Below are 26,553 nucleotides of genomic sequence, written 5' to 3' on the forward strand. Positions count from 1 at the left end.
GTCGGGGGAAGGGTCCGGGGCTGGGCGTCGCGACCTGCGGTGCAGCGTTCACCGGCCGTTCCCCGGGACGGGCACCAACCGGTACCGTCCGGTCATGACCAGTTGACCGGGGAGGATGGCGCGCGCACTCGCTGCCTGTCAACACCCTGGACGCCGACCGGTCTGTGCCGTACCTGTACGACTCGACAACCGGAACCGCGGCCCCGGCCGCCGGGAGGAGCACCTCATGGGCAAGGCCGAGCAGATCGTCGCCGGGCTGGGTGGCGCCGCGAACATCGACGACGTCGAGGGCTGCATCACCCGGCTGCGGACCGAGGTGAAGGACCCGTCGCTGGTGGACCAGGCCGCGCTCAAGCAGGCCGGGGCGCACGGCGTGCTGGTCGCCGGGAAGATCGTCCAGGTCGTCGTCGGACCGGAGGCGGACTCGCTGGCCGACGACGTCAAAGACCTCCTGTGATCGTCTCGGCGCCCCTGCCGGGGACGGTCCTGCCGATCACCGAGGTGCCCGACCCGGTCTTCGCCGCGTCGATGGTGGGCGCCGGGGTCGGGATCGAGCCGGGCCCGGACGCCGGGCTGGTCGACGTGGTCGCCCCGGTGGGCGGGCGGCTGCTCAAGGTGCACCCGCACGCGTTCATCGTGCTCACCCCGGAGGGCCGCGGCGTGCTGGTGCACGTCGGCATCGACACGGTGCGGCTGGACGGCGCGCCGTTCACGCTGCACGTGACCGAGGGCGCCGAGGTCGCCGCGGGTGACCGGGTGGTGACCGTGGACGTGGCCGCGGTGCGGGCGGCCGGGATGTCGCCGGTGAGCCCGGTGGTGGTCATGGACGCCGCCGCGGACACGGTGCCGCCGGTGACCGCGGGGACGCAGGTCGCCGCGGGGGACGAGCTGTTCCGCTGGCCCACCCTCTAGAGTCGGTTGGGTGATCGAACCGACGCGTGAACGGACCTACTCCTGGGGCGACCCGTCGGTCAGCGCCGAGGCCGCCCGCACCTCGGCCGGCATCGAGGTGCTGCAGGCGATGGCCCGCGGCGAGCTCCCCGCCCCACCGGTGATCGCCACGCTCGGCTTCTCCCTGGACGTCGTCGAGCCGGGTCGGGTCGAGTTCTCCTTCGCGCCGGAGGAGTTCCACTACAACCCGATCGGCTCGGTGCACGGCGGCGTCTACGCGACGTTGCTGGACTCCGCGACCGGCTGCGCGGTGCACTCGATGCTGCCCGCCGGCGTGGGCTACACCAGCCTGGACCTGACGGTGAAGTTCCTGCGGGCGATCACCGTCGACACCGGCCGGGTCCGCTGCACCGGCACCGTCACCCACCTGGGCGGGCGCACCGCGCTGGCCGAGGCGCGGCTGGTCGACGGCGCCGACCGGCTGCTCGGCACGGCGATCAGCAGCATCCTGGTGATCCGGCCGCAGCCCGGCACCCAGATCGGCTGATCCGGCCGTGTCGCCGGACCGAATCGCTCAGCCGAGGGCGACCCGCTGCCCCGGCGGGCACTCGACCAGGCGGTCGGCCAGGCCGGCGGTGGTGAGGGCGGCGCGGACGTCGTCCCGGTCCTCGCTGAAGTGCGCCCACGAGTCGACGTGGACCACGACCACCCGGTCGGCGTCCAGCCGGCGGACCGCCTCGGCGACGTCGGCGCCGGTCAGCGTGAGCGGGGCCCCGTCGAACAGCGCGGTGCGCGCGGCACCGGCGAAGAGCACGGCGACGTCGACCTGCGGGTGGGCCGCCGCGACCTCGTCGACGCAGTCCAGCGAGGCGTTGTCGCCGCTGACGTAGACCGTGGGCAGACCCTCGCCGGTCAGCACGAAGCCGGTGACCGGGCCGGTCAGCCGTTCGGCTCCCGGCGGGCCGTGCTCGGCGCGGACCCCGGTGACCTGCACCGGACCGACCGCGGCGGTCTCGCCGGTGCGCAGCGCCCGCGCCGTCCCGCCGAGCCGCTCGGCGGCGAGCGCGGTGGTGAGCACCACCGGCGCGTCGCCGAGCGCCGCCCGGCCGGCGGTGTCCAGGTTGTCCGGGTGCTGGTCGTGGCTGAGCAGGACGGCGTCGACCGGGCCGAGGTCCCGGGCGCTCAGCGCCGCCGGCGCCGTCTTGGTCAGCGACCGGCCGCCGCCCAGCGGGTACTCACCGGGCGGGTCGAACGTGGGGTCGACCAGCAGGCGCACCGCGCCGAGCTCGAGCAGGGCGGTCGGCCCGCCGGTGAGGGTGACGGCGAGGGCGTCGGGAGCCATCCGGCCACCGTGTCAGACCGGGCCGTCGACCACGAGACCCGGGTCAGCCGATCCCGAACGCGGTGCGCTCCTGCGGCAGGGCGGTCGTGTCGGCGATCACCGAGTCGATCAGCCCGTAGGTCGCCGCCTCGGCGGCGGTGAACCAGCGGTCCCGTTCGGAGTCCCGCTCGACCTGCTCGACGGACTGCCCGCAGTGCTCCGCCTGCAGTTCGTTGAGCTGCCGCTTGGTCTGCGCCAGCATGTCGGCCTGGATGCTGATGTCCGCGGCGGTGCCACCCAGCCCGGCCGAGGGCTGGTGCATCATGATCCGCGCGTGCGGCAGGGCGAAGCGCTTGCCCGGCGTGCCGGCGGTGAGCAGGAACTGGCCCATCGAGGCGGCCATGCCCATCGCGTAGGTGGCGACGTCGCACTCGAGGGACCGCATCGTGTCGAAGACGGCCATCCCCGCGGTCACGCCGCCACCGGGTGAGTTCACGTAGAGGTGGATGTCGCGGCGCGGGTCCTCGGCCGCGAGCAGCAGCATCTGCGCCGCCAGCTGGTTGGCGAGCACGTCGTCGACCTCGCGGCCGAGGAAGACGATCCGCTCCCTCAGCAGCCGTTCGTAGACCGCGTCGTCCAGGGTCGCAGTGGTCATCGGGCAGTTCCTCTCCGGCGGTGGGACGGACACCGTCAGCCAACTGCGGTGCGCCCGGAATGGCGAGAGGGAATGGCGCCTTCCGCTCCCCGCGCATTTCCTGCGCTCTCAGAGAAAGTGACTGGACAATTCCTGTGCCCGGTCCGTGGTCTGATGGGGCGTGACCGAGCCCCCCGTCGTGCGCGCTGCCGCCCGCGCCGACGTCCCCCGGATGGCGGCCACGCTGGCCGCCGCGTACCCCGACTACCGGTGGACCTCCTGGGCGCTCCCGGAGGACGGCCGGGCCCAACGGCTGTCCCGCTGGGCCGAGCTGTGGGGTGGGCTGGTGCCGGTGCTCGGCGGGACGGCGTGGGTCACCGACGACCTGGCGGCGGTCGCGGCATGGGTCGCACCGGACGCCGGTGCGCCGGCCGACGACCTGCAGTCGGTGATCGACCGCGACCTGCCCCGGGTGTTCGGCGGCCGGCAGCCCGTCGTGCTGGCCAGCGAGCGGCTCGGCGCGCTCGGCCGGCCCGACGAGCCGCACTGGTGGCTGACCGCCGTGGGCACCCGGCCGGCCGCCCGGCACCAGGGCCTGGGGACGGCGGTGCTGCAGCCGGTGCTCGCGCGGTGTGACGCCGACCGGGTGCCGGCCGCGGCGACGGTCCACACCTCGACCGTCGTCCGCTGGCTGCAGCGGTCCGGCTTCGCGGTCACCCACAGCACCCGGACGGCGGTCGACCACGAGCTGCCCGTCTGGACCCTCGTGCGTCAGCCGCGCCGTCCGGCGTCCTGACCCCGCGGGGCCACGAACAGGCACGGGGAGGACGCCGGGTCCGGGGACACCACACCCGTCCGCACGCTGCGACGGAAGGGACCCCGTGCCCGAGTACGTCCTGCCCGACCTGCCCTACGACCACAGCGCCCTCGAGCCGCACATCAGCGGCCGGGTCATGGAGCTGCACCACGACGAGCACCACCAGACGTACGTGACCGGCCAGGGCTACCTCGCGGCCGGGCTGGTGCCGCTGCTCCTGCTCGACATGTGGGAGCACTCGTTCCACCTGGACCACCAGAACGTGAAGGCCTACTACGTCAAGGCCGACTACGTGCAGGCCTGGTGGAACGTCGTCGACTGGTCCGACGTCGAGCAGCGGACCGGCCGGGCCCGGACGGCGACCAGCGGGCTGGTCGTCCCGGCCTGACCACGGCCCCGGGGCAGGTGAGGCTGACCTGACCCCCGGGGGCCACAGGTCGGCCCCGACGGCCCGCCCGGCCCGGGCAGGACAGGGACGACCAGCTCCGCTCCCGCCCCCGCGAGGTCACCGTGTACCTGTCCAAGACCGAGGCCGCCGTCCTCACCAGCACGCTGCCCCGGACGTTGCCGCACCCCGCCCCGCCGACCCCGAGGGCCAGGCGGCGGCTGTGGCCGCTGCTCGGGCCGGCGTTCGTGGCCGCGGTGGCCTACGTCGACCCGGGCAACTTCGCGACCAACTTCTCCGGTGGCGCCTCCTTCGGCTACACGCTGCTGTGGGTGATCGTCGCGGCGAACCTGATGGCGATGCTCATCCAGTCGCTCACCGCCAAGCTGGGCCTGGCGACCGGGCGCGACCTGGCGACCTGCTGCCGGGAGCGGCTGCCGCGGCCGGTGGTGTGGGGGCTGTGGGCGCAGGCCGAGGCGGTCGCGATCGCCACCGACCTGGCGGAGATCGTCGGCGGCGCGGTCGCCCTCCACCTGCTGTTCGGGGTGCCGCTGCCGATCGGCGGGGTGATCACCGCCGTCGTCGCGTTCGTGCTGCTGGCCGCCCAGTCCCGCGGGCACCGGCCCTTCGAGCGGGTGATCACCGGGCTGCTGCTGGTGATCGGGGGCGGGTTCGCCTACACGCTGGTGGGCTCCGGGGTCGACGCCGGCGGGGTGGCGTCGGGCATGGTGCCGACGTTCGCCGGCACCGACAGCCTCGTGCTGGCCACCGGCATCCTCGGGGCGACGGTCATGCCGCACGTCATCTACGTGCACTCCGCGCTCACCCCGGGTCGCTACGGCGACGCCGTCACCGCCGGGCGCACGAAGGCCGGCCGGGGCCGGCTCCTCCGGGCGCAGCGGCTCGACGTCCTGCTCGCCATGGGCCTGGCCGGGCTGGTCAACGCGGCCATGCTCGTCATCGCCGCGCAGCTGTTCACCGGGGACGCGTCGATCACCTCGCTGGAGAGCGTGCACGCCGGCCTCGGCGCCCAGTTGGGTGGCGGCGCCGCGCTCGCCTTCGCGCTGGCCCTGCTGGCGTCGGGGTTCGCCGCGTCCTCGGTCGGCACCCACGCCGGCCAGGTGGTGATGGCCGGCTTCCTGCGCAGGCACGTCCCGGTGCTGGCCCGGCGGCTGGTCACGCTCGCCCCCGCGCTGCTGGTGCTCGGCCTGGGCGGCGACCCCACGACGGCCCTGGTCTGGTCGCAGGTCGTCCTCTGCTTCGGCATCCCGTTCGCGCTCGTGCCACTGCTCTGGCTGACCTCGCGCACGGACCTGATGGGCGGCTGGGTGAACCGGCCGACCACCACCCTGGTCGGGTCGCTGGTCGCCGCACTCATCATCGTTCTGAACGGCTACCTGCTGGTGAGCACGGTCCTCGGCTGACCGATGAGAAACTGCTCCGTCCGTCGTCCCTGCTACGACACCACCGGCACCGGCCGGTACCGACGCCGAGGGAGCCACTGCACATGGGCGCGATCAAGGTCCACGAGTTCACCACCGTCGACGGCGTGGTCGACGTCCCGATGTGGACGGTGGACTACGGCTTCCCCGACGACCTGTCCGCCACCATCGGCGAGCTCACCGGCTCGTCGTCGGGCATCCTGCTCGGCCGCACCACGTTCGAGATGTTCGCGCCGGCCTGGTCGACCCGGACCGTCGCCGACGACCCCGGGGCGCCGTTCTTCAACGACACCACCAAGCACGTGGTCAGCTCGACGCTCACCGACGCCGAGTCCGTCTGGCGCAACTCGACCGTGCTGGGTGGGTACTCCGCCGACCGGATCCGGGCACTCAAGGACGAGGTGGACGGCGACCTGTACGTCAGCGGCAGCGCCACGCTGGTGCGCGCCCTGCTCGCCGACGGCCTGGTCGACGAGCTGCACCTGTTCGTCTACCCGCTGGCGCTCGGCTCCGGCATCCGGTTGTTCCCCGAGGGCACGGAGCAGCCGTTGTCGCTGCTGGGTGCCCAGGGCCTCAGCAACGGGGTCGTGCACCTGACCTACGGGCCCGCGCCGGCCGCCTGACCTGTCGACGGACCCGGCCGCGCGGACGGCAGGGAACCCGGGCGGCGCGCACCTCGTTGACGCCTGACCGCCCGCTCCCCGCCGTGGAGGTCCCCTGTGCTGCCGCTGCCCCCGCTGACCGACCAGGCCGACCGGCTGATCGCCCTCGGGCTGCACGAGCTCGCCGGGCTGACCCCGGCCGCGCTCTGCGACGCCGCGGCCGCCGCCGGCCCCGCCGACGGCGCCCTGCTCGTCGTCCACCCGGACCTGGCGCCCGCCTCCCGGCTGGCCGCGCTCGTCGAACGCGCGGGCAAGCGGGGCTTCGTGGTGGTCGACATGACCGACGTCGACGCCTTCGCCCCGATCGAGCAGGTCACCCTGCCCGCCGGGCCGGTCGCCCTGCTGCACGGTCTCGAGCGGGGCGACGAGCTGGCCAACTGGAGCCCGGACGAGGCGCTGCCGGCGATCACCGCGCGGGGGCGCAGTCCGCTGACGCTCACCGAGGGGCTGCACTGGCTGCTCCAGCAGCCCGCCGCGCTGGAGCGCAACCGCTGCTTCATGACCATCGGGTCGCGGCTGCGGAAGCCCGGCGGCCGGCTCGACACCCGGACGCCGGCGCTGTGGCTGAGCAACGGCACCGGCCGCGACGGCAGGGAGCGCCGGGGCGCGCCGAAGGTCGGCTGGTGCTGGGCGGGCAACCGGCACACCTGGCTGGGGTTCGCCTCGGCGTCCGGCCGGTCCGCACTGCTGCCCGCTGACCGGGCCCCCGCGGTCAGCGCCGCCGGCTGATCACCCCGGCGGGGCCTCGCCGACCTCGGCGAACAGCGGGTGGGCGCTGACGACGCCGGCCAGCGCCTGCGCCGCACCGCCCGCGGTGCCGGCCACCGCGGGCGGCACCAGCACCTCGATGCCGTCGCCCTCCGGCCGCGGGCTCGCCGCGGCGACGACGGCCGGGTGCTCGGCGACGAGCCGGTCGGCCTCGGTCGCCAGGTCGCCCGGGCGGTACTCGGTCTGCTGCACGGTCACCTCGACCCCGCCGGCGTCCCGCAGGACGGCCTGCACGGCGTCCGGGAGCGCACCGAACCAGCGGACGACCAGCCGGGTGCGGTCCAAGCTGATGCCGGGGGTGCCGGCGTCCGGTGAGTCTCCGGCGACGGCAGCGAGCCGCTCCAGCAGGTCGTAGACGGCCGTCGGCCCACCCGGCCAGGCCACGAACTCGCCCCGCCCGAGCCGCGGTGCCGGCGCCGCCCGCTTCGCCCCCTTGCGTGCTGCCACGCCCCCATCATCCAGGCTGTGCCGCATGGAGATCTCCGGCGCACGGATCTGGGTCACCGGCGCGTCCAGCGGCATCGGCGCGGCGCTGGCCCGCGAGCTCGCCGACCGGGGCGCACGCGTGGCGGTCAGCGCCCGCAGCGCCGACGCTCTCGCCGAGGTCGCCGGAGGCCGGATGGTCGTCGTCCCGGTCGACGTGACCGACCGGGACGCGACGGTGGCCGCGGGCCGGACGGTGCGCGAGGCGCTGGGCGGGCTGGACGTCGCCGTCCTCAACGCCGGGACCTGGTCGCGGTTCCACGTGGAACCGTGGGACTCGCAGCTGTTCGCCGACCACCTGCAGGTGAACGTGATGGGCGCGGTGCACACGCTGGAGGCGGTGGTGCCGCAGATGCTGGCCGCGGGCCGCGGCCGGATCGTCGGGACGGCGTCGGTCGCCGGCTACCGCGGGCTGCCCGGCTCGGAGGCCTACGGAGCCGGCAAGGCGGCGCTGCTCAACCTGCTGGAGGCGCTCCGCGGGTCGCTGGGCCCGCGCGGCATCGTCGTCCAGACGGTGTCACCGGGGTTCGTGCGCACCCCGATGACCGACCGGAACCGCTTCCCCATGCCGTTCCTGGTCGAGCCGGAGGCCGCCGCCCGGACGATCGCCGACGGCATCGCCCGGGACAGGGCGGAGATCGTCTTCCCGCTCCCGATGGCGGTGGCGATGAAGGCCGCGCGGCTGGTGCCGGTGCGGGCCTGGACGGCGCTCACCGCCGCGATGGCCCGCCGCGGCCTGCACGGCGGCCCGAGCCGCCGCGAACGCACCTGACACCGCCGTCTTCGATCAGGTGACCTGATCGAAGGGCGTCCTCCCGCACCAACGCTGATGCGGGAGGACGCCCGGTGATCAGGTCACCTGATCACCGGCGGGGGGTCCTGCGTCAGTCGCGGGGGCCGCCGGCGACGTAGATGACCTGGCCGGAGACGAAGCCGGCGCCCTCGCTGACCAGGAACGACGCGGTGTGCGCGATGTCCTCGGGCTGGCCGACCCGGGCCACCGGGATCTGCTTGGCGGCCATCTCCTTGAACTGCTCGAACGGCACGCCCACCCGCTCGGCGGTCTGCGCGGTCATCTCGGTCTCGATGAAGCCCGGGGCGATCGCGTTGGCGGTCACGTTCCAGCGGCCCAGCTCGATGGCCAGGGTCTTGGTGAAGCCCTGCATGCCGGCCTTGGCCGCGGCGTAGTTGACCTGGCCGCGGTTGCCCAGCGCCGAGACGCTGGAGAGGTTCACGATCCGGCCGAACTCGGCCTGGACCATGTGCTTCTGGGCGGCCCGGCTCATCAGGAAGGCGCCCCGCAGGTGCACGCCCATGACCGCGTCCCAGTCGGCGACGCTCATCTTGAACAGCAGGTTGTCCCGGGTGATCCCGGCGTTGTTGACCAGCACGGTCGGCGCGCCGAGCTCCTGCGCGACCCGCTCCACCGCCGCCTCGACCGAGGCCTCGTCGGCGACGTCCGCGCCCACCGCGAGCGCCTCGCCACCGGCCCGCTGGATCTCCTCGACGGTGCCCTTGCAGGCCGCCTCGTCCAGGTCGAGCACGGCGACCTGCATCCCGTCCTGGGCGAACCGCCGCGCGATGGCCGCGCCGATGCCCCGCGCTGCCCCGGTGATGATCGCCGTCCGCTGCTGTGCCACTGCATCTCCTCGTCGAGTTGGTCGGCAGGCCGCGGAGGGGTCCTCCCTCGCCGGCGCACCCGTCTGCTACTCACCAGTACACAGCACACCGGACGCGCGTCCCGCCGCCGGGTGCCCGGCTGGTCGTCCCGACGCGCAACTGTCCGACCCGGCGCGCACCCTGACGGCATGGCAGCCGACCGCCCCGTCCTCCCCGGCAGCACCCGCCGCGCCCTGGCCTCGGCGCAGGCCGCCGGCCCGCTCGACCCCGAGACCCCGAGACCCCGATCGACGTCACGGTCGTCCTCCGCCGGCGCACCGGGCTGCCGACCGGCGGCACGCCGCAGCTGAGCACCGCCGAGTTCGCCGACACCTACGGCGCCGACCCGGCCGACGTCGCCGCCGTCCGGGAGTCGCTCACCGCCGAGGGGTTCGAGGTCACCGGGGTGGACGCCGCCTCCCGGCGGGTGCAGGTCCGCGGCAGCACCGCCGCGCTGCAGCGGGTCTTCGGCACCGAGCTGGCGCAGGTCGAGTCCCCCGACCCGGTGCAGGGCCGGGCGGTGACCCACCGGCAGCGCTCCGGCGAGCTGGCGGTCCCGGCCTCGCTGGCCGACGTGGTCGTCGTCGTCCTCGGCCTCGACGACCGGCCGCAGGCCCGCACCCGGTTCCGTCCCGCGGCCACCGTGGACACCTCCTTCACCCCGCTGGAGCTGGGCCGGGTCTACCGGTTCCCGGCCGGCACCGACGGCAGCGGGCAGACGCTGGCCATCCTGGAGCTCGGCGGCGGGTACACCCAGGACGACCTCGACACCTACTGGCGCAGGATCGGGCTCACCGACCCGCCCACGGTCACCGCCGTCGGGGTCGACGGCGCCGCCAACGCCCCGGAGGGCAACCCGAACGGCGCCGACGGCGAGGTGCTGCTGGACATCGAGGTGGCCGGGGCGCTGGCCCCGGGCGCCGACGTCGTCGTGTACTTCGCGCCCAACACCGACCGCGGGTTCCTCGACGCGCTCGCCACCGCCGTGCACGCCGACCCGACGCCGGCCGCGGTCAGCATCAGCTGGGGTCAGGACGAGGACGAGTGGACGGCGCAGGCCCGCACCGCGATGGACGACGCCATGGCCGACGCCGCGGCCCTCGGGGTGACGGTGTGCGCGGCCGCGGGCGGCGGCGTGAGCGCGGTCTTCCCCGTGCCCGAGTGGCAGGCCGGTGTCGACGTGCCCGGTGACGCCGACACCGGGCTGCCCGGCCGCGGCGTCCCCGACGTGTCCGCCGACGCCGACCCCGCGACCGGCTACCAGGTCCGGGTCGACGGCACCGACGCGGTCATCGGCGGCACCAGCGCCGTCTCACCGTTGTGGTCGGCGCTGGTCTGCCGGCTCGCCGAGGCGCTCGGGCAGCGCCCGGGCCTGCTCCAGCCGGTCCTCTACGCCGGGTTGTCCGCGGGCGAGGTGCCCGCCGGGTTCCGCGACGTCACCGCCGGCCGCAACGGCGCCTACCAGGCCGGGGCGGGCTGGGACCCGTGCACCGGGCTCGGCGTCCCGGACGGCGAGGCCCTGCTGGTCGCGCTGCGTTCCGCACTCACCTGACCGGAGGGCTAGTCTGGGCGGCAACACACGACAGGGGAGCGCCTCGGCGCTGAGAGTGCGGGCAACCGCAGACCCTCGAACCTGATCCGGGTCATGCCGGCGCAGGGAGTCTGGAGGAGCACCATGGCCGCTCAGGCCGTCCGTCCGTCCGATGCTGCCCCGGCGACGCCCCGGTGGCGCACCGTCGACATCGTCGTCACCGCCGTGCTGGGCGTCGCCTTCGGCGTCGTCTTCTGGGCGTGGTCGCTGCTGTCCAGCGCCGTCGGCCCCGCGTTCGCGGCGTTCCCGCCCGGCCAGGCCGTGCTCTACGGCGTCTGGCTGCTGGCCGCGGTCGTCATCCCGCTGATCATCCGCAAGCCGGGCGCCGCCCTGTTCGGTGAGCTGATCGGCGCCACCGTCGAGGCGCTCCTCGGCTCGCACTTCGGCAGCCTGGTCATCCTCTACGGGCTGCTCCAGGGCGCCGCCGCCGAGCTGGGCTTCGCGCTGTTCCGCTACAAGCGCTTCGGCTGGCTGCAGGCGCTGCTGGCGGCCGCCTTCGCCGGGATCGCCGCCGCCGTCCTGGACTTCGTCAACTACTACCCGGACTGGACCGGCGGCTGGAAGACGACCTACCTGCTGCTGGTGGTGGCCAGCACGGTCGCCGTCGCCGGGGTCGGCGGCATGGCGCTCACCCGCGCGCTGGCCGCCAGCGGCGCACTGTCCTCGTTCGCCTCCGGCCGCACCCGGGTGTGAAGAAGGGCCACGTCCCTTCCCACGACACGCTCCGCGCCCCGCGGGGCCCTGGGACGAGGCCGGTCCAGCACGTTGCGGTCGCCCCCGCGACGGTCCGGTTCGCCGGCTGGGGCTTCCGGCACGCCTCCCGGCGGGCCTGGGCGGTGCGGGACGTCGACCTGGCCGTCCTCCCCGGCGAGCGGGTGCTGCTCACCGGGGCCTCCGGTGCGGGCAAGTCGACGCTGCTCCGGGCGCTGGGCGGGCTGCTGGAACCCGAGTCGGGGGACGTCGCCGGCGAGCTCACCGTCGACGGCGCCGTCCCCGACCGCCGGCGGCAGCGGGTCGGCATGGTCTTCCAAGACCCGGACTCGCAGCTGGTGATGACCCGCGCCGGCGACGACGTCGCCTTCGGCCTGGAGAACACCGGGACGCCGCCGCCGCTCATCTGGTCGGCGGTCGACACCGCCCTGGACGCGGTCGGCTTCACCCTCGGCCGGGACCGGGCCACCGCGGCGCTCTCCGGCGGCCAGAAGCAGCGCCTGGTGCTCGCCGGTGCACTGGCTCCCCGCCCGGGGCTGCTGCTGCTCGACGAGCCCACCGCCCAGCTCGACCCGGAGGGCGCGGCGCTGGTCCGGGCGGCCGTCGTCCGCGCGGTCGCCGACCGGTCCACCACCCTGGTGGTGGTCGACCACGACGTCGAGGCGTGGCTGCCGCTGGTGGACCGGGTGGTGGAGCTGCGCCCCGGCGGCGGGGCCGTCGAGCACCCGGCGGGCTGGCGGCCGGCTCCGCTGCGGCTGCCGCAGCGGCACCCGCACCCGCCGGGCGAGCAGCTGCTGGCCGCCGTGGGCGCCGGGTACACGCACCGCGGCGGCGACCGCCCCGCGCTGGCCCCGACCGACGTCGCGCTGCGCGCCGGCCGGACGCTGGCGGTGACCGGTCCCAACGGCACCGGCAAGTCCACCCTGGCCCTGCTGCTGGCCGGGCTCCGCGCCCCCACCGTCGGCCAGGTCGTCGCCGGGTCCGCGCTGACCGCGGGGCTGCGGCACCCGGACCGGCCGCCGGCGCGGTGGCGGGCCGGTGAGCTGGCCCGCCGGATCGGCACCGTCTTCCAGCAGCCCGAGCACCAGTTCCTCACCGGCCGGGTCCGCGACGAGCTCTCGCTCGGGCCGTTGCGGTCGGGGGCGGGTGCCGCCGAGGCGCACGCCACGGCCGAGGCGCTGCTGGACCGGCTCGGGCTCACCCCGCTGGCCGACGCCAACCCTTTCACCCTGTCCGGTGGCCAGCAGCGGCGGCTCTCGGTGGCGACCGCGCTGGCCACCCGGCCGCGGGTGCTGGTGCTCGACGAGCCCACCTTCGGGCAGGACCGGAAGACCTGGGCAGAGCTGGTGGCGCTGCTGGCCGAGCAGCAGGACGACGAGCGGGCGCTGTGCCTGGTCACCCACGACGCCGCCGTGGTCGCCGCGCTCGCCGACGACGTGCTCACCCTCGGCCGCCCGGTGGGCGTCGGATGAGCGCACCGCTGTCCCTCGGCCCGGCCCGCTCGGTCCCGCTGTCGGCGGTCAACCCGGTCGCCCAGCTCACCGCCGTCGTCGTCGTCACCGTCGTGCTGCTGATCTGCGGTGACCTGGTGACCCCGCTGGTGGTGCTGGCCGCCGAGCTGGCGCTGCTGCCCGCCGCCGGGCTGACCCGGCCGGCCGACGTCGCCCGGCGCACCTGGCCGCTGCTGCTCAGCGCCCTCGGGATCACCTGGGTCAACGTGGCCTTCGGCTCGCTGGAGGGCGCGGCGGCCTGGCAGAGCGGCGCCACCTGGGGGGTCCGGGTGATCGCCCTGGCCCTGCCCGGGGTGCTGCTGGTCGCCTCGACCGACCCGGTGCGGCTGGCCGACGCGCTGACCCTGCACTGGCGGGTCTCCACCCGGTTCGGCTACGGCGCGCTGGCCGCGCTCCGGCTGGTGCCGTTGCTGGCCACCGAGTGGGAGTCGATCCGGCTGGCCCGGCGGGCCCGCGGGGTGGACGCCGGGCTGGACCCGGTCGCCGGGGCCCGGCTGCTGGCCGGGACGGCGTTCACCCTGCTGGTCGGGGCACTGCGGCGGGCGACCCGGCTGGCCACGGCGATGGACGCCCGCGGCTTCGACTCCGGCGTCGCCCGCACCAATGCCCGCGGCTCGGTGCTGCGGCCGCGGGACGGCTGGTTCGTCGCCGGAGCAGTGGCGGTGTGCACGGTCGCGGTGACCGCCAGCGTGCTCACCGGGGCCTGGCACCCGGTCTTCTCCTGATCGATCCCGGTCCGGAAGGCCATGTTGGCCGACATGGCCCTCTCAGGGGCGGGTCTGGGCGGTGAGGACGGCGAAGGCGGCCAGCACGACCGCCCAGCCCAGCTGCACCGCGACCAGCACCGGCGGCACGGTGCCCAGCAGCAGCGCGAGCGCCACCGGCGCGGTCCCCAGCACCCCGACGTCCGGGCCCCGGACCAGGGTCGCGCTCACCCCGACCGGCACCGCGCCCATCGGGGAGGACAGCACCGGGCCGGACCAGTCCAGGTCGGGCCGGTAGCCGGTCCCCTGGCCGACCAGCAGCGCGGGGAGGCCGCAGACCCCGGCCAGCACGACGACCGGGACCAGCACCCGGGCCCGCACCCCCTCCTCGGCCGCCATCGGCAGCGACCGGTCGGCGGCCGGTGCGGTCTCCTCCATCGCTGCGCACCCTGGGACGGCGGCCGCGGCTGGTGCCCGCGGCCCACGTCGGGGGAGGATGAGGGGCGAGTCACATCGTCCCCCGGGTTTGGCGTCCTGAGGCGGGGGCCATGACAGGGGTTCGCCGCTGAGCTTGCAGGGGCCATGGTGCGAGGAGTGCGGGTGACGGGCGAGTCGGCCGGTCCGGCGTGGCCCTCGTCGCCACCGCCACCGGCCGTCGACGGCTGGCACTGGGCCCTCGAGCACGTCTCCGAGCTGCCGCGGGCCCGGGCCCAGCTGCGCCGCGGCCTGGCCGAGCAGTCCAACGGCACCGACGAGGCCGCCGACCTCGACGAGGCCGTCGTCCTCGCCTTCGACGAGATGGCCTCCAACGCCCTCCGGCACGGTGGCGGCCGGGTCCGCGCCCGGGTGCAGCGGACGCCGGACGCCTGGCTGGTGGAGGTGCGGGACTCCGCCGCACAGCGCCCGCCGCAGCCCGCCGTCGGTCGGGACCCCAGCCAGGGCGGTCTCGGGCTGCACCTCATCGCGGAGATGGCCGACGACCACGGCTGGCACCTGACCGAGGGCCAGAAGAGCGTCTGGGCGCTGCTCCCCCGCCGCTGAGCGACCTCAGGGAGTACGGGGCGTGACCTGCGGTCCGGCCTCGGCCGGGCGCGGGCGGTCCTCGGGGTGCAGCCGGACGGCGACCAGGGCGACGTCGTCCTCCGAACCGTGCGGGCGCATCCGCACCAGCACCTGGTCGCACAGCTCGTCGAGCTCGAGGCCGCCCAGCTCCGCGAGCAGCGCCGTCAACCGGGCCACGCCGTCGTCCAGAGGCAGGTCCGGTCCCTCGACCAGGCCGTCGGTGTAGAGCAGCACCGTGGAACCGACGGGGAGCACGGCGACCTGCTCGCGCCGCACCGCCAACGGGTCGACGCCGAGCATCAGGTCGGCCCGGGCCGTGGCGAGGACCTCCACGCGGCTGTCCGGCAGCAGCACCAGCAGCGGCGGGTGCCCGGCGCTCGACCAGCGCAGCCGGACCTCCCCGCGAGCCCGGTCCACCGGTTCCTGCTCCAGCCGGGCCACCGCCGCGGTGGCCAGGGTGTGCACCTGCAGCCCCTCGATCGCCCGATCCAGGTCGGCCAGCACGGCCGCCGGACCGCCCCGGCTGCTGTAGGCGATGCCGCGGAGCAGGCTGCGCAGCTGGCCCATCGCCGCGGCCGCCACCGTGTCGTGGCCGACGACGTCCCCGATCGCCACCACGGTGGCGCCGCCGGGCTGCAGGAAGGCGTCGTACCAGTCGCCGCCGACCTGCGCGGCCTGCACCGCGGGGACGTACCGCACGGCGATCTGCGAGTGGTCGGGCTCCGGGGGCGCGGTGAGCAGGCTGCGCTGGAGCTCCTCGGCCATCCGGCGTTCCAGCTCGTGCAACGCGGCGCTGTCCAGCGCCAGCGCCGCGCGGTCGGCCACGTCCCGCAGGGTGGCCCGGTCGGCGGCGTCCATCAGTTCCCGGCCCGGCCCGCGGTACAGGCTCATCGCGCCCAGCACCCGACCCCGGGCGACCAGCGCGATGGCGACCGCCGTCGCCGGGTCCAGCTGCCGGTGGGCGTCGCGGGCGGGTCCGGGCGGCAGGCTGGCGCCCACCGCCGCCCGGACGTCGGGCACGACCGTCACCTCGCCGGTCGCCAGGGCGTCGACGATCGGGGCGGTGGAGTTGAGCGCGCCCAGCCGGACGCGGGCGTACTCGGCAGCGACCGGCCGCAGCTCCGGGTCGGCGTGCCAGCTGGCCACGTCGTGCAGCCGGCCGTCCGCGCCGACCAGGCTGGCGATCGCCCAGTCCGCCAGCTCCGGCACCACCGCGTGCAGCAGCTCCTGCAGGGCGCCGCTGCCACCGCGCCGGTCGACCAGCGCCGCGGACAGGGTGTCCGACACCCGGGCGATCAGGGCGAGCCGCTGGGCGTCCCGTCGCGCCTGCTCCTCGCGGCGGCGCCGCTCGCTGACGTCGAGGAAGTAGACCGACAGGCCCTCGGGGCTCGGCCAGGCGCGGACCTCGTACCAGCTGTCCAGCGGCGGCGGGTAGTACGCCTCGAACGCCGTGGGCAGGCCGGAGTCCACTGCACGGCGGTAGTGCCGGTCGAAGTCGCTGCCGACCGCGGCGGGGAACAGCTCCCAGATCACCCCGCCCAGCAGCTCGTCCCGGCCGAGCCCCAGCAGCCGCTCCGCCTCCACGTTGGCGTGGGTGAAGGTCCAGTCCCGGCCCAGGGAGAAGAACGCCGCCGGCATCGACTCCAGCACCCGGGCCACCCGCGCGTCGGCCAGCCGCTGCTCGGTGGTGTCGTAGCCGGCGCCCAGCAGCCGCACCGCGACGCCCCGCTCGTCCGGCAGCGCCCGGCCGCGGGCGTGCACCCAGCGGACCGCACCGCCGGGGTGCTGCACGCGGTACTCGGCCTCGAAGACCCCGCAGTCGTCGATCGCGGTCTGCACGGCCTCCTGCACCCGGTCGGCGTCCTCGGGGTGCAGCCGGTCGGTGAACGCGGCGAAGTCCCCGGCGAAGTCCTCCCGGTCGTACCCGAACAGCTCCAGCAGCCGGTCGTCCCAGGACAACCGGCCGGTGACCAGGTCCCAGTCGAAGCTGCCGATGCCGGCGGCGTCGATCGCCAGCCCCCAGCGCAGGCGGCTGACCTCGAACTCGGCGGTCAGCGCGGCGAGCTCCAGTTCGCTGGCCGCGGGTGCGGCCAGCTGGGACAGCAGGGCGACGTCGGCCTCGGTCCACGCCCGCGGCGACGGGTCGAAGACGGCCAGCACCCCGACGACGTGGTGGTGCACCGGGTCGGTCAGCGGGACGCCGAGGTAGGCGACGGCCGTCCCCGACCGGACGGCGGGCAGGTCGGCCAGCCGCGGGTCCTCCCGCCCGTCCGGCACCACCAGCGGCACGCCGGCGGTGGCCACCAGCCCGCTGAGCGTGTCCGCCGGGGGGAGCTCGGAGCCGACCGTCCACACCTGCGGACCGGAGCCGCCGGCCATCGTCTGCACCTCGCCGACGACGGCGATCCCGGCCGAGGGCGCGCCGAGCAGCCGCGCGGCGAGCTCGGCCAGCCGCTGCAGGCCGGGGGAGCCGACCGCCGACGCGGCCACCCGGCGGGCGGCGGCGAGCCGCTCGGCGTCCAGCGGTGACATCGGCACCGCTCCCCTCGTCGCCCGGGCGGAGGTCCCGGCCCTCCGCCGATCATGCCTGGTGGGCCCGGCCCCGGCGTCAGCGCCCGACGGCGTACCCCTGCATGCCCCGGGGGTTCGCCGCCGCACGGAGGACGCCGCTGTCCGGGTCGACCGACACCGCCGACAGCCGCCCCAGCGACCAGCCGTCGGCCACGGTCACGGTGTGCCCGCGCCGGCGGAGCTCGGCGATGGTCGGCTCGCCCAGCCGGGACTCGACGACCACCTCGCCGGGGGTCATGTCCCGCGGGAAGAACGACGACGGGAAGCTGGTGGTGTGCCAGGCCGGCGCGTCGATGGCGGCCTGCAGGTCCAGGCCGCCGAGCACGTGGGCCAGCCAGAAGCACAGCTGCCACTGCTCCTGCTGGTCACCACCCGGGGTGCCGAACGCGAGGGTCGGGACGCCTCCGCGCAGGGCCAGCGACGGGGTGAGCGTGGTGCGGGGGCGCTTGCCCGGCAGCAGCGAGTTGGGCAGCCCCGGCTCCAGCCAGAACATCTGCGCCCGGGTGCCGAGCGCGAAGCCCAGCGAGGGGATGGTCGGCGAGCTCTGCAGCCAGCCACCGGAGGGGGTGGCCGAGACGAGGTTGCCCCAGCGGTCGACGACGTCGACGTGGCAGGTGTCGCCGCGGGTGGTGCCGCGCGTGTCGACGGTGGGCTCCCCGACGCCGGCGACGACGCCACGGTCGGGGCGATCGCCGGCGTCCCCCTGGGTGACGAAGGCCGGGAGCCTGGGCGGGCGCCCGCCGGGCGAGCCGGGCCGCAGGTCGGTGCTGGCCCGGTCGCTGATGAGCGCCCGCCGTTGCTCGGTGTACGGGGCGGACAGGAGGTCGTCCACCGGTGCCTGTGCCGTGTCGCCGTACCAGGCCTCGCGGTCGGCCATGGCCAGCTTCACCGCCTCCACGCTGGCGTGGACCAGGTCGGGGCTGACGAGGGGCTGGCCGTCGGTGCCCGACGCGTACCCGGCCCCGGCACCTGCCGCCGGGTGGCCGTCCAGCATCGCGAGCGCCTGGAGCAGCGCCGGGCCCTGGGACCACGGCCCGGCCTTCGCGAGCGTCCACCCACGCCAGTCGAGGGTGACCGGCGGCTCGTACGTCGGGCGCCAGCCGGCGAGATCTGCTCCGGTGAGGAATCCGCGGTGCGGACGACCGGAGTCGTCCATGACCGGGGACCGGGAGAACTCGTCGATCGCCTCGGCGACGAACCCCGTGTACCAAGTCGCGAGTGCCGCGTCGATCTGTGCCTCTCGGGAGGGACCGCGCGCTGCGTCGAGCAGTCGGCGGTAGGTCGAGGCGAGGACCGGGTTGCGGAACAGGCGACCGGCGGCGGGGGGTGCTCCGTCGGGGGCGAGCCAGGTGGCGGCCGAGGTAGGCCAGTGGGAACGGAAGTGCTCGGAGACCGAGGCGACGGTCGCGGCAACCCGCGGGAGGAGCGGGTGGCCGTGCTCGGCGTACTCGATGGCGAAGCGGAGGACGGCGTCCAGCGGCAGGGTGCCGTGGTCGCGGAGGAGGGTCAGCCACGCGCCGAGGGCGCCTGGCACGGTGGCGGCGAGGAGCCCGGTGCCCGGGACCAGGTCGAGGCCCAGTTGGCTGTAGGCCTCGATCGTGGCGCCCGCCGGGGCGACCCCCTGACCGGACAGGACGACGGGCTCCCCCGCGCCGGTGGCTGCCCGCGGGCTCCGGGCGAAGAGGACGGGGACCTCCCCACCGGGGCCGTTGAGGTGCGGTTCGACGACCTGCAGGGTGAGGCCCGCAGCGACCGCGGCATCGAAGGCGTTGCCGCCGGCCTCGAGGGTCGCCATGCCTGCCGCGCTGGCGAGCCAGTGGGTCGAGGCGACCATCCCGAAGGTGCCGGCCAGTTCCGGGCGCGTGGTGAACACCCAGCCAGCCTAAGGACGGGACGGCGGTGCGCGCGCTGCCACGAGTGCCGGCGGGGCGGCGGCGCGGCCGGCGGCTCACGGGGGGCGTCCGGTCCGTCGTCGTCCGGGGCTCTGTGCCGGAGGTCGGGGAGCGGCGCCAGGACCAGGCTGTGGACCTGCGGCGGGACCGGCCGGTCCCAGCTCAGCCGCGCGCCGCGCGTGCCGCTCCCCCAGGTGGCCGCCTGCCGGGCCAGCCCGCGCAGCCCGGCGAGCAGGGACCGCACCGGTGCGGTCAGCCGAGGCGCCGGCGCAGCGAGCCGGACCGGGGTGCGCAGCAGGTCCACGGAGAAGTCGGTGGCGAACTCGACGGCCGCCTCGAGGTCGTGGTCCACCGGCGCAGGACGCGGGGGCGCAGGGGTCGCCGCGGCCGGCGCGGCCGGCACGGGCGCTCCCGCCACGGCCGGGGTCGTCGTCCGGGTCGTCCCGTCGCCCAGCCGGTGCACCCGCAGCGGGGTGCCACGCCAGCTCAAGTACGCCCCGTCGGCGCCGGCACCCCAGGCCGCCAGGCGCCGGTTGAGCTGCTGCCAGCGGGAGCGGGCCGGCGTCCCGGGGTCCGGCAGGCTGCCGGGTCCGACGCCGGTGACCCCGGCGGCGTGCCCGACGGCCGGCTCGACCGGGAGGTCGGCGGTGCCGCACAGCTCGGCCGGCTGGGTGGGGCCGGTGCCGAAGAGCCCGGGGAGGCCGGCAGGCGCGGCGGCACGCACGTCGGCGCGGGGGCCGGGTGCGATGTGCACAGCCATGGGTGCCGCCTTCCGGGAGGTGGTTGCCGCGGCCGGGGAAGGGACCGCGGGCAAGGAAGAACCTACGGACGGCGACGCCCGGGACCCCGTCCCGGAACGTCCTGGTCCGGCCGCGTGACCGAACCGTTGCGCGGGCTCCTCCGGGAGGTCGACGACCCCGCTGCCGGGGCGGTCACTTGTCGACTGCCGGGCGCAAAAGACCAGGTCACCGGCCGGTCCGGCGGTCGATGACCTCAGCGGCCGGGGCGACGCACCGGCGTGTCGCGCGCGTCTGATGGGATGTCGTCGTGGCTGCGACCCCCCTCGTGATCGACACCGACCCCGGGATCGACGACGCCCTGGCGATCCTGCTGGCGCTGGCCAGCCCAGAGGTGGACCTGCGCCTGGTCACGACGGTGCACGGCAACGTCGACCTGGCGCAGACGACGGAGAACGCGCTGCGGGTGCTGCACCTGGCCGGCCGCTCCGACGTGCCGGTCGCGGTCGGCGCCGCCACCTCGCTGGTGGTCCCGCAGGCGGAGCGGGCCGGGCACGTCCACGGGGAGGCCGGGCTGGGCGGCGTCGTCCTGCCGCCGTCACCGGCGTCGGTGGACCCGCGACCCGCGGTGGTGGCCCTGGCCGAGCTCCTGCTGGCCAGCGACGAGCCCGTCACGGTGGCTGCGATCGGCCCGCTGACCAACATCGCGCTGCTGCTCGCCGTCTACCCCGCCGCGGCCGCCCGGATCGGCCGGCTGGTGGTGATGGGCGGCTCCGCCGGGCGCGGCGGCAACGTCACCGCGGCCGCGGAGTTCAACGTGTGGGCCGACCCGGAGGCGGCCGCGGTGGTGTTCCGCGCCGGCCTCCCCACGGTGATGGTGGGTCTGGACGTCACGCTGCCCACCGTCCTCACCGAGGCCGGCATCGCCCGGCTCGCCGCGGCCGGGGAGGTCGGCGCCCGGGCCGCCGCGATCCTGCGGCAGTACCTGGACCACGCGCGGAGCAGCTACGGCACCGACGGGGTCGTCGTGCACGACGCGCTGGCGCTCACCGAGGCGATCGCGCCCGGCACGCTGCACACGGTGCGCCGCGACGTCGTCGTGGACACCGGGGCGAGCGCCGCACGCGGGCAGACGCTGGTCGACCGGCGCACCGTGTCGACGGCGCCCGCGGCCGTCCACGTCGCCGAGGGCGTGGACAGCCCCGCCGCCGTGGAGTTCCTGGTCAGCCGCCTGGTCTCGTACGGGGACGGCGCCGGTCCACCCACCGGGGTCTGACCGGTCCCCCCATCGGGGGGACGGGATGACCGGCACGGTTCCGGATGTGGCGGGGCAGCGCACACGATCGGTGTCCGAGGACGTCGAAGACGTCCGCCGGGCCGGGCGGCTGAGGCGTGCCGGACCCCCCGTGCTGCGCGCCCGAACGCCGTCGTCCACCATGGTCCGGGCGGGCGGAGCAACCGCCGACGGGAGGGGCTGACTGTGGGTGCACTGGTCTGGCCGTCTGCCGCGGTCCCGACCGAGGACGGCGACGTCTGGCGGTGGGAGCTCCCCACCGTGCACGACGCCTCCCGGGTGCGGATGGACCTGCGGGCCCGGCTGGCACACCCGTCGCTGGCCTCACGGTCGACCGAGGACGCCCGCGAGGGCCTGCTGCTGGTGTTCGAGGAGCTGTCCTCCAACGCACTGCGGCACGGTGGCGGCTCGGTCGTGGCGCTGATCGTCGCGCTGCCCGCCGGCTGGCTGATCGTGCTGACCGACGGCGCGCCCGACTCCCCTCCGCAGCCCGCGGTCGACCGGGATCCCGCCTTCGGCGGGATGGGGCTGCCGATGGTCGCCCAGCTGTCCACCGACTACGGCTGGACCAGTGAGCCCGGCCGCAAGCACGTCTGGGCCCGGCTCCCGTCCGGTCAGATGTCGGCCGAGGCGCTGCCGCGTCCGCGGTCGTCCTCCGGCCCGGCGGCCTGACGGAACGCCCCCTGGCCTCCAGCAGGGGGCCGGCTGAAGCCTGCAACCGGGAGGGGCCGGATGACCTCGACCGAGGCGAAGCCCTCGGCGGTGGACGGCGGGACCAGCCGCGCGGCAGTGCTGAACAGGCCGACGTCCGGTACCCGGGCGCGCCCGGTGCGGGCGTCGTTGCGCCGCCGGCAGGTGTCCAGCGGGACGTCGAGGAACACCGCCCGCGCCGGGACGCCCGCGGCGACAGCGAGCTCGACGAGCGCCGCCCGCTCGGCCGGGGACGGATCGGTGTTGTCGACGACCACGCTGGCGCCCTCCGCGAGCAGCTCAGCCACCACCCGGCGCTGCCGGGCCTCGCGGTGCCGCGCGTTCGGCCAGTGGTCCTTGCTGACGACCACGTGCGTCCCGGCCAGGTGCTCCGCGACCCACGTGGTCTTCCCCGCCCCCTGCAACCCCACCATCACGACCAGCTCGGCGTCGCAGGCTCCAGCCGGTCCGTCGCAGCGTCCCGCCGCCATGTCACAGGCGTCAGCCGGCCCGTCGCAGCGTCCCGCGGCCATGTCGCAGGCCTCAGCCGGCCCCGTGCAGGGGCCCACCGCGAGCTCGCGAGTGGTGGGGGGCACGGGGTGTTTCCTCAGGCGGCGCGGACCGGGTGGACGGTGGCGCCCGTCGGCTCGTCGTCCTCGGCCCGGCGCGGAGCCGGGTGCTCGACGAGCGCCAGCACCCGGCCGGACATGAACCGGGCGGTGCGCACCGGGGTGCCGCCGCGGGTCACCTCGGTGACCTCGACGAGCCCGCGCCCGTGGGTCGTCTCCACCCGGCGGCCTGCCCGGGTGGCCTCGATCTCGTAGGTGCGGCTGCTGCCGCCGGCGTCGACGACGACCTCGACACGGTCACCCTTCACGGGTCCTCCTCGCGTTGACGAACACCTGGTGCAACACCCCCGGGGGGTAGTCGATTCCGCTGGTCAACGGTTCAGCGCGGCCACGAGCGGGCAGGGAGGAGCAGTTGCCCACAACCCACCAGGAGGCCCCGTGTTCCCGGCCGAGAACATCCGCGACTGGCGTCTCAAGGACGTCGTCGACCCCGACGGCAGCAAGATCGGGTCGCTGGAGTCGGTGTACGTGGACACCACGACCGACCAGCCGTTCTTCGCCGCCGTCACCACCGGCATCATCGGCCGGCACAAGCTGACCTTCGTGCCGCTCACCAACGCCACGGTGGCCCCCGGGCACATCCGGGTGACCGTGAGCAAGGACCTGGCGAAGAACGCGCCGTCGATCGACACCGACGGCGAGCTCACCCTCGAGGACGAGCCGGCCGTCTTCGAGCACTACTCGCTGCCCTACACCCCCGGCGTCCGGCGGCTCGCCCGCCGCTGACGCGGCGAGGTGGCTAGGCGCGACGGGCGGTGAAGGCGCCGGCGGCGTCCCGCAGGCTCTTGGTCGGGCGCAACCAGGCGCCGTCCACCGGCAGGGCGTCGAGCCGGACGCGGTCCAGCGGGACGGCGAAGGCGCCGGGCACGTCCTCGATGTCGACGAACTGCAGCACCTCCGAGGTGATGGCGTAGCCGGCGACCTCGCTGAAGGCGACGACGACGACCTCGGTGCCGGACCTGGCGAGGTCCTCCAGCGGCTCGGCGAAGTTGCGGCCGTCGCCGGAGAAGACCACCAGCCGGCGCAGCTGGTGGCTGTGCGCCCGGACGCTGATGTGGTCGAGCATCGACTGGTCGATGTCGTCGTCGGGCTGCAGCTTGGGCCGGGCGAAGACGGCGTAGCCGAAGCTGCGAAGCGCCTCCACCCAGCGCTGCAGCGAGGTGGCGTGCTGCGGCGGCACGTTGGCGAAGACGCAGGCCTCGACCTCCGGCTGCACCGGCGCACCCGGGTCCTCGGCGCCGTCGACGAACCAGGCGGCGATCGCGTCGAAGCGCGGCCGCGACGCCGCGGTGGGCCGGGCTCCGATCACGTTCGCCAGGGTCATGTCGATGTTGGGCGCGTCCCACACCAGCAGGTCGAGCGCCGGACGGACGCCGTCCGCGTCGTACCCGTCGGCCGAGGCGGTCTCCACGGCGTAGGTCTCGGTCACCGGGTCAGTGTGCCGGTCGGCCGGTGTCACCGTGGGACTGGTGGCCCGACGACGCCCTCGGCGCTCGCCCACCGGCGCCTCAGGCCGGGACGACGGCGGCACGGTCGACCAGCTCGGCCACCGGGGTGCCCGGCGGGAGGGTGCCCAGGACCGCGCCCCAGTCGCCGCCCAGCCGGGTGGCGCAGAAGGCGTCGGCGACGGCGGTCGGGGCGTGCTGCAGCAGCAGCGAGGCCTGCAGGCAGAGCGCGAGCTGACCGGCGATCCGGCGTGCCCGCAACGGCAGCTGCTCGGGATCGGCGAGCTCGGCGGCCAGCCGGTGGACCGCGGCGTCGTACCGGTGGTCTGCGCCCCGGGCGGCGTCGAGCTCGGCGGTCACCGCGGCCAGCGACGACGACCCGGCACCCAGCGCCCGGAGCACGTCGAGGGCGATGACGTTCCCCGAGCCCTCCCAGATGGAGTTCAGCGGCGCCTGCCGGTAGAGCCGCGGCATCCCCGACTCCTCGACGTAGCCGTTGCCGCCGAGCACCTCCAGCGCCTCGGCGACCGCGACCGGGGTGCGCTTGCAGACCCAGAACTTGGCGACCGCGCCGGCCAGCCGCAGGTAGTCCCGCTCCCCCGCGTCCTGGGCCGCGGCCAACCGGACGGCCAGCGCGGTGGCCGCCTCGCTCTCCAGCGCCAGGTCGGCGAGCACGTTCTGCATCAGCGGCTGCTCGGCCAGCAGGGCACCGAAGGCCCGCCGGTGCCGGGCGTGGTGCACCGCCTGGGTCAGCGCCGCGCGCACCGTGGCCGCCGACCCCAGCACGCAGTCCAGCCGGGTGGTGGCCACCATCTCGATGATCGCCGGCACGCCGCGGCCGGGCTCGCCGACCAGCCAGCCCGTCGTCCCGTCGAACTCGACCTCGCTGGAGGCGTTCGACCGGTCACCCAGCTTGTCCTTGAGCCGCTGCAGCGCGAAGGGGTTGCGCTCACCGCCGGGCAGCACCCGGGGGACCAGGAAGCACGAGACCCCGTCACCGGTCTGCGCCAGGACCAGGAACAGGTCGCTCATCGGGGCGGAGGTGAACCACTTGTGCCCGGTCAGCGACCAGCTGCCGTCACCGTTGGCGGTCGCCGTGGTCGTGTTGGCGCGGACGTCGGAGCCGCCCTGCTTCTCGGTCATCCCCATGCCGGCCACCAGGCCGCGCTTGGTCCGCGGATCGGCGAGCCCGAACTGGTAGTCCCGGCTGGTCAGCGCCGGCTCCAGCGCCTCGGCGAGGTCCGGCGCACGACGCAGTGCGGGGACGACGGCGTAGGTCATCGTCACCGGGCAGCCGTGGCCCATCTCGACCTGCGTCCAGCCGAGGTAGCCGACCGCGCGGCGGACGTGGGCGTGCCGGTCGCCGACCGCCTGGTCCGCCCAGGGGGCGCCGGCCAGCCCGTGCCCGATCGCCGCGCCCATGAGCTGGTGCCAGGCGGGGTGGAACTCGACCTCGTCGACCCGGTGCCCGTACCGGTCGTGGGTGCGCAGCCGAGGTGGGTTCTCGTTGGCCAGCCGGCCCCACTCCTGGGCCTGCGCGCTGCCGGCCAGGGCGCCGAGCTCGGCCAGCGAGGCGAGCGAGGCAGCATCGGCGTGCCGCAGACATGCCTCGGACAGGGCGGCGTCCCCGCCGATCGGGTCGTGCCCGACCAGCGGCGGGACCTGGTTGGTCACCTGGTGCGTGACGCTCATGGACGCACCGTACGAGACGCCGGTCCGCCCGGCGTCAGTCCTTCAGCGGACCAGGCCGTGCAGGGCGACCAACGCGGCCGGTGCGTACCCGGCGGCCAGCGGGAGGGGTCCGCGCACACGCAGACCCGTCGTCGTCCCGCCGTCGGGCCCGGACGTCACCCAGTGCAGCAGCGACATCCGCGCCGGCCCGACCTGGACGGTCCACCGCCACCGCCGCGAGGCGTCGTCCACCTCGTCGACCACGAACGGCACGGTCACCCCGAGCGGGCCGCGCACCCGGCCGGTCACACCCTGCGCGATCCGCTCCGCGTCGGTGACGACACCGAGGATCTGCGGTGCCCAGCTCGACCAGCGGGCCGGGTGGAGGTAGCGGTCCCACGCCTCGGCCGGGGTGACCGGTCCGGTGGCGTGCAGCGTCAGGGTGGTCACCGCGACCAGGTGCCCGCCCGGGTGCCGATCGACACCCGGGCGGGCAGGGGGAGCCGGGATCCGCCCCCGAGAATGACCCCGGCGGTCCGTGCGGTCGGGCCCCGCCCCGTGGCCGGGGCCCGTGCGTCGGGGCCCCGCCCCGTGGTCGGGGCCCCGACCGATCAGGCGGTGGCCCCCGTGGCGCCACCGTCAGGCCGTGGCCCTCAGCGCCCGAGGGGCTGGAGGGGTCGGCCGGTCATCGGCAGGTCTCTCACGTGCTGCGTGCCGAGGCCGCGGGCGGCCAGGGACACGGCGGAGCAGCCGGGCCGGGCGGACGCGCGCCGGGACGGCGCAGGTCGGCGGGCCGCAGCTGCGGAGAGGACCCCTAGTCGGGGGAGGAGGACGGCTCGGGCAGCAAGCCGTCCTGGAGGGTGTGGAGCGGAGCGGTCGAGACCAGGTCCGCCAGTTCCGGCTGGACCGGCAGCGTGGGCAGCGTGGCGTGCAGGGCGCCGAGCGGGGTCCAGTTGGCACCCGTCGGCGACGTCGGCGACGGG

29 protein-coding genes and 1 riboswitch are annotated in these 26,553 nt (G+C 75.8%); of the genes, 17 read left to right on the forward strand and 12 right to left on the reverse strand.

Annotated elements, in window-relative coordinates:
• Positions 1–226 precede the first annotated feature (226 nt).
• Genes FHL80_RS19580 through FHL80_RS19590 form a run of 3 tightly spaced genes read left to right on the forward strand, consistent with a single transcriptional unit; the run spans position 227 to position 1,438 of the window.
• On the forward strand, positions 227–457 hold the full coding sequence (locus FHL80_RS19580; RefSeq protein ID WP_138735036.1) for a PTS sugar transporter subunit IIB: 231 nt from the start codon (positions 227–229) through the stop codon (positions 455–457).
• Positions 454–912 (forward strand): PTS sugar transporter subunit IIA, encoded by a 459-nt coding sequence (locus FHL80_RS19585; protein ID WP_138735037.1) that lies wholly within the window; start codon positions 454–456, stop codon positions 910–912. The genes FHL80_RS19580 and FHL80_RS19585 overlap by 4 nt, the downstream gene beginning before the upstream one ends.
• A 10-nt stretch (positions 913–922) precedes the next feature.
• Complete coding sequence (locus FHL80_RS19590) at positions 923–1,438, forward strand: PaaI family thioesterase (RefSeq protein ID WP_138735038.1); 516 nt, start codon at positions 923–925, stop codon at positions 1,436–1,438.
• Between the two features lie 27 nt (positions 1,439–1,465).
• Here the strand turns inward: FHL80_RS19590 and FHL80_RS19595 are convergent, their stop codons facing one another.
• Both FHL80_RS19595 and FHL80_RS19600 read right to left on the reverse strand, forming a co-directional pair.
• Positions 1,466–2,233 carry an MBL fold metallo-hydrolase gene (locus tag FHL80_RS19595; protein WP_138735039.1) on the reverse strand — a complete coding sequence of 256 codons (768 nt, stop codon included), beginning with the start codon at positions 2,231–2,233 and terminating at the stop codon, positions 1,466–1,468.
• Positions 2,234–2,276: 43 nt separating this feature from the next.
• Positions 2,277–2,867 (reverse strand): ATP-dependent Clp protease proteolytic subunit, encoded by a 591-nt coding sequence (locus FHL80_RS19600; protein WP_138735040.1) that lies wholly within the window; start codon positions 2,865–2,867, stop codon positions 2,277–2,279.
• A gap of 160 nt (positions 2,868–3,027) precedes the next feature.
• Here FHL80_RS19600 and FHL80_RS19605 point away from each other — a divergent pair, with 160 nt between their 5' ends.
• The 5 genes from FHL80_RS19605 to FHL80_RS19625 all read left to right on the forward strand — a co-directional run bounded on the left by FHL80_RS19605 (position 3,028) and on the right by FHL80_RS19625 (position 6,881).
• Positions 3,028–3,642 (forward strand): GNAT family N-acetyltransferase, encoded by a 615-nt coding sequence (locus FHL80_RS19605; RefSeq protein WP_138735041.1) that lies wholly within the window; start codon positions 3,028–3,030, stop codon positions 3,640–3,642.
• A gap of 85 nt (positions 3,643–3,727) precedes the next feature.
• Positions 3,728–4,051 carry a Fe-Mn family superoxide dismutase gene (locus tag FHL80_RS19610; RefSeq protein ID WP_138735042.1) on the forward strand — a complete coding sequence of 108 codons (324 nt, stop codon included), beginning with the start codon at positions 3,728–3,730 and terminating at the stop codon, positions 4,049–4,051.
• A gap of 122 nt (positions 4,052–4,173) precedes the next feature.
• Positions 4,174–5,472 carry an Nramp family divalent metal transporter gene (locus tag FHL80_RS19615; RefSeq protein WP_138735043.1) on the forward strand — a complete coding sequence of 433 codons (1,299 nt, stop codon included), beginning with the start codon at positions 4,174–4,176 and terminating at the stop codon, positions 5,470–5,472.
• Between the two features lie 83 nt (positions 5,473–5,555).
• Positions 5,556–6,113: a dihydrofolate reductase family protein gene (locus tag FHL80_RS19620; protein ID WP_138735044.1), complete on the forward strand. Its 558-nt coding sequence runs from the start codon at positions 5,556–5,558 to the stop codon at positions 6,111–6,113.
• 96 nt (positions 6,114–6,209) lie between these two features.
• Positions 6,210–6,881: a DUF5701 family protein gene (locus FHL80_RS19625; RefSeq protein ID WP_138735045.1), complete on the forward strand. Its 672-nt coding sequence runs from the start codon at positions 6,210–6,212 to the stop codon at positions 6,879–6,881.
• Here the strand turns inward: FHL80_RS19625 and FHL80_RS19630 are convergent, their stop codons facing one another.
• Entirely contained in the window at positions 6,882–7,367 is a 486-nt protein-coding gene (locus FHL80_RS19630) for a hypothetical protein (protein ID WP_138735046.1), read from the reverse strand.
• Between the two features lie 25 nt (positions 7,368–7,392).
• Between FHL80_RS19630 and FHL80_RS19635 the strand changes: the two genes are divergently transcribed.
• Positions 7,393–8,175, forward strand: a complete 783-nt coding sequence (locus FHL80_RS19635; RefSeq protein WP_138735047.1) for an SDR family NAD(P)-dependent oxidoreductase — start codon at positions 7,393–7,395, stop codon at positions 8,173–8,175.
• Between the two features lie 112 nt (positions 8,176–8,287).
• Here FHL80_RS19635 and fabG read toward each other — a convergent pair whose 3' ends face one another.
• Entirely contained in the window at positions 8,288–9,043 is a 756-nt protein-coding gene (fabG, locus tag FHL80_RS19640) for a 3-oxoacyl-ACP reductase FabG (protein ID WP_138735048.1), read from the reverse strand.
• A gap of 326 nt (positions 9,044–9,369) precedes the next feature.
• Between fabG and FHL80_RS26420 the strand changes: the two genes are divergently transcribed.
• From FHL80_RS26420 to FHL80_RS19660, 4 genes are all read left to right on the forward strand, one after another.
• Positions 9,370–10,614 carry a S53 family peptidase gene (locus FHL80_RS26420; protein WP_246078813.1) on the forward strand — a complete coding sequence of 415 codons (1,245 nt, stop codon included), beginning with the start codon at positions 9,370–9,372 and terminating at the stop codon, positions 10,612–10,614.
• Positions 10,615–10,636: 22 nt separating this feature from the next.
• A riboswitch (TPP riboswitch) is annotated at positions 10,637–10,739 on the forward strand.
• The gene (locus FHL80_RS19650) at positions 10,738–11,346 is read left to right on the forward strand and encodes an ECF transporter S component (RefSeq protein WP_138735050.1); all 609 of its coding nucleotides are present in this window, start codon (positions 10,738–10,740) and stop codon (positions 11,344–11,346) included. Its footprint overlaps the riboswitch before it by 2 nt.
• Positions 11,347–11,489: 143 nt before the next feature.
• The gene (locus tag FHL80_RS26805) at positions 11,490–12,836 is read left to right on the forward strand and encodes an ABC transporter ATP-binding protein (protein WP_138735051.1); all 1,347 of its coding nucleotides are present in this window, start codon (positions 11,490–11,492) and stop codon (positions 12,834–12,836) included.
• Positions 12,833–13,600, forward strand: coding sequence for an energy-coupling factor transporter transmembrane component T family protein (locus tag FHL80_RS19660; RefSeq protein WP_138735052.1), 768 nt, complete (start codon positions 12,833–12,835; stop codon positions 13,598–13,600). The genes FHL80_RS26805 and FHL80_RS19660 overlap by 4 nt, the downstream gene beginning before the upstream one ends.
• A 42-nt stretch (positions 13,601–13,642) precedes the next feature.
• Here FHL80_RS19660 and FHL80_RS19665 read toward each other — a convergent pair whose 3' ends face one another.
• Positions 13,643–14,017 (reverse strand): hypothetical protein, encoded by a 375-nt coding sequence (locus tag FHL80_RS19665; protein ID WP_138735053.1) that lies wholly within the window; start codon positions 14,015–14,017, stop codon positions 13,643–13,645.
• A gap of 162 nt (positions 14,018–14,179) precedes the next feature.
• Here FHL80_RS19665 and FHL80_RS19670 point away from each other — a divergent pair, with 162 nt between their 5' ends.
• A complete protein-coding gene (locus FHL80_RS19670; RefSeq protein ID WP_138735054.1) occupies positions 14,180–14,620 on the forward strand; it encodes an ATP-binding protein in 441 nt (146 codons plus the stop codon).
• Between the two features lie 6 nt (positions 14,621–14,626).
• Here FHL80_RS19670 and FHL80_RS19675 read toward each other — a convergent pair whose 3' ends face one another.
• Together FHL80_RS19675 and FHL80_RS19680 are read right to left on the reverse strand one after the other, a co-directional pair.
• Positions 14,627–17,173: a SpoIIE family protein phosphatase gene (locus FHL80_RS19675; protein ID WP_138735055.1), complete on the reverse strand. Its 2,547-nt coding sequence runs from the start codon at positions 17,171–17,173 to the stop codon at positions 14,627–14,629.
• Between the two features lie 76 nt (positions 17,174–17,249).
• Complete coding sequence (locus FHL80_RS19680) at positions 17,250–19,085, reverse strand: gamma-glutamyltransferase family protein (protein ID WP_138735056.1); 1,836 nt, start codon at positions 19,083–19,085, stop codon at positions 17,250–17,252.
• 1,066 nt (positions 19,086–20,151) lie between these two features.
• Between FHL80_RS19680 and FHL80_RS19685 the strand changes: the two genes are divergently transcribed.
• Entirely contained in the window at positions 20,152–21,117 is a 966-nt protein-coding gene (locus tag FHL80_RS19685; RefSeq protein ID WP_138735057.1) for a nucleoside hydrolase, read from the forward strand.
• A 204-nt stretch (positions 21,118–21,321) separates the two neighbouring features.
• Positions 21,322–21,807 (forward strand): ATP-binding protein, encoded by a 486-nt coding sequence (locus FHL80_RS19690; RefSeq protein WP_138735058.1) that lies wholly within the window; start codon positions 21,322–21,324, stop codon positions 21,805–21,807.
• Here the strand turns inward: FHL80_RS19690 and FHL80_RS19695 are convergent.
• Positions 21,750–22,316 carry an ATP-binding protein gene (locus tag FHL80_RS19695; RefSeq protein WP_246078812.1) on the reverse strand — a complete coding sequence of 189 codons (567 nt, stop codon included), beginning with the start codon at positions 22,314–22,316 and terminating at the stop codon, positions 21,750–21,752. The two genes, FHL80_RS19690 and FHL80_RS19695, sit on opposite strands and share 58 nt — an antisense overlap.
• A gap of 116 nt (positions 22,317–22,432) precedes the next feature.
• The gene (locus FHL80_RS19700) at positions 22,433–22,702 is read right to left on the reverse strand and encodes a DUF8836 family protein (RefSeq protein WP_138735059.1); all 270 of its coding nucleotides are present in this window, start codon (positions 22,700–22,702) and stop codon (positions 22,433–22,435) included.
• A 130-nt stretch (positions 22,703–22,832) separates the two neighbouring features.
• Between FHL80_RS19700 and FHL80_RS19705 the strand changes: the two genes are divergently transcribed.
• On the forward strand, positions 22,833–23,180 hold the full coding sequence (locus tag FHL80_RS19705; RefSeq protein ID WP_138735060.1) for a PRC-barrel domain-containing protein: 348 nt from the start codon (positions 22,833–22,835) through the stop codon (positions 23,178–23,180).
• A gap of 13 nt (positions 23,181–23,193) precedes the next feature.
• On the opposite strand, the gene FHL80_RS19710 is transcribed toward FHL80_RS19705, so the two are convergent.
• The 3 genes from FHL80_RS19710 to FHL80_RS19720 all read right to left on the reverse strand — a co-directional run bounded on the left by FHL80_RS19710 (position 23,194) and on the right by FHL80_RS19720 (position 26,020).
• Positions 23,194–23,883 (reverse strand): NYN domain-containing protein, encoded by a 690-nt coding sequence (locus tag FHL80_RS19710; protein WP_138735061.1) that lies wholly within the window; start codon positions 23,881–23,883, stop codon positions 23,194–23,196.
• Between the two features lie 79 nt (positions 23,884–23,962).
• On the reverse strand, positions 23,963–25,591 hold the full coding sequence (locus tag FHL80_RS19715; protein WP_138735062.1) for an acyl-CoA dehydrogenase family protein: 1,629 nt from the start codon (positions 25,589–25,591) through the stop codon (positions 23,963–23,965).
• Positions 25,592–25,633: 42 nt separating this feature from the next.
• A complete protein-coding gene (locus tag FHL80_RS19720; RefSeq protein ID WP_138735063.1) occupies positions 25,634–26,020 on the reverse strand; it encodes an SRPBCC family protein in 387 nt (128 codons plus the stop codon).
• Positions 26,021–26,553 lie beyond the last annotated feature (533 nt).

Source organism: Modestobacter excelsi (assembly GCF_005930495.1).
GTDB lineage: Bacteria > Actinomycetota > Actinomycetes > Mycobacteriales > Geodermatophilaceae > Modestobacter > Modestobacter excelsi.

Excerpts from the sequence above, each read along its gene's own strand:
- FHL80_RS19580 (WP_138735036.1), top strand. The coding sequence starts at position 227 with ATGGGCAAGGCCGAGCAGATCGTCGCCGGGCTGGGTGGCGCCGCGAAC.
- FHL80_RS19595 (WP_138735039.1), bottom strand. The coding sequence starts at position 2,233 with ATGGCTCCCGACGCCCTCGCCGTCACCCTCACCGGCGGGCCGACCGCC.
- FHL80_RS19600 (WP_138735040.1), bottom strand. The coding sequence starts at position 2,867 with ATGACCACTGCGACCCTGGACGACGCGGTCTACGAACGGCTGCTGAGG.
- FHL80_RS19620 (WP_138735044.1), top strand. The coding sequence starts at position 5,556 with ATGGGCGCGATCAAGGTCCACGAGTTCACCACCGTCGACGGCGTGGTC.
- FHL80_RS19635 (WP_138735047.1), top strand. The coding sequence starts at position 7,393 with ATGGAGATCTCCGGCGCACGGATCTGGGTCACCGGCGCGTCCAGCGGC.
- FHL80_RS19650 (WP_138735050.1), top strand. The coding sequence starts at position 10,738 with ATGGCCGCTCAGGCCGTCCGTCCGTCCGATGCTGCCCCGGCGACGCCC.
- FHL80_RS19660 (WP_138735052.1), top strand. The coding sequence starts at position 12,833 with ATGAGCGCACCGCTGTCCCTCGGCCCGGCCCGCTCGGTCCCGCTGTCG.
- FHL80_RS19665 (WP_138735053.1), bottom strand. The coding sequence starts at position 14,017 with ATGGAGGAGACCGCACCGGCCGCCGACCGGTCGCTGCCGATGGCGGCC.
- FHL80_RS19675 (WP_138735055.1), bottom strand. The coding sequence starts at position 17,173 with ATGTCACCGCTGGACGCCGAGCGGCTCGCCGCCGCCCGCCGGGTGGCC.
- FHL80_RS19695 (WP_246078812.1), bottom strand. The coding sequence starts at position 22,316 with ATGGCGGCGGGACGCTGCGACGGACCGGCTGGAGCCTGCGACGCCGAG.
- FHL80_RS19715 (WP_138735062.1), bottom strand. The coding sequence starts at position 25,591 with ATGAGCGTCACGCACCAGGTGACCAACCAGGTCCCGCCGCTGGTCGGG.